Annotated in this window: 1 protein-coding gene and 1 pseudogene; both read left to right on the forward strand. The window is 46.3% G+C overall.

What is annotated here, in order from left to right:
• Positions 1-290 (forward strand): annotated as a pseudogene (locus A3766_RS31490) (hypothetical protein); the annotation flags it as partial.
• A 108-nt stretch (positions 291-398) separates the two neighbouring features.
• A partial coding sequence (locus A3766_RS23715; protein WP_197479709.1) for a DUF5610 domain-containing protein occupies positions 399-834 on the forward strand: 436 nt, incomplete at its 3' end.

The following is an 834-nucleotide window of genomic DNA, read 5'->3' on the forward strand; positions in this document are numbered from 1 at the left end:
AAGCACTCGAACCCGCCAGCCTTGTTGTCGCGAACTACCATCAATTTCATTCCTATGGTTATGATGATCCCGAGTTATTACGTTTCGAAATCACCTTTATGCATGAACTCTTCGTACGCAATGCTAAACGCGATGCCAAGCGGCTACTCAATAACGGTGAACAACGTTACAAGTGGTTTTGTAAAGAATACCCTCACTTCCTGGAGCGCATCCCCCAATACCATATCGCCTCGTTTCTCGGCATGACGCCCGTTAGCCTGTCCCGCCTTCGAAAAAAGTTTTCTCAATAGCCTCAGCTAGCCATCTATAAGGAACAAATACTTACCAAGTTTTGCTTGCTGCTCCCCACGCACTGGTCAATAATTAATCAAGACCTACCGCTACTGAGGAGTGTTCATATGCCTGTTAGCCAAATCGACACCCGACTTAATATATCGTCCGTACCTGAAAAAACTACTTCTAGTGACGCAAGGTCTTCACCGCAAAGTGATGGCACAGAGCAAATTGGTCAAGTAGAGGCCCTTCGCAAAGAATTCAATGCTGCCGTGTTGAATGCTAACTACGAAGTTAGCCTCAGCGTCAAGAACGAACCTCTGAGCCTGCTTTATCAGACCGCTATCGATGCGATCAATAAAGAGCTAGAAGGTGACTTTGGCGAAAACTCAATCCAGTCCGGTTATGAGCAAGGCCTGGACGTCTCACCCGAAGCGACAGCGGGCCGGATTGTTAATTTCTCGACTAGCCTGTTTCCACTTTATCAACAACAACACCCTGAATTGAACGAGAGTGAGCAAGTCGAAAAGTTTGTCGATATTATTAGCGGTGGTATTGATA

Source organism: Oleiphilus sp. HI0132, from assembly GCF_001635845.1.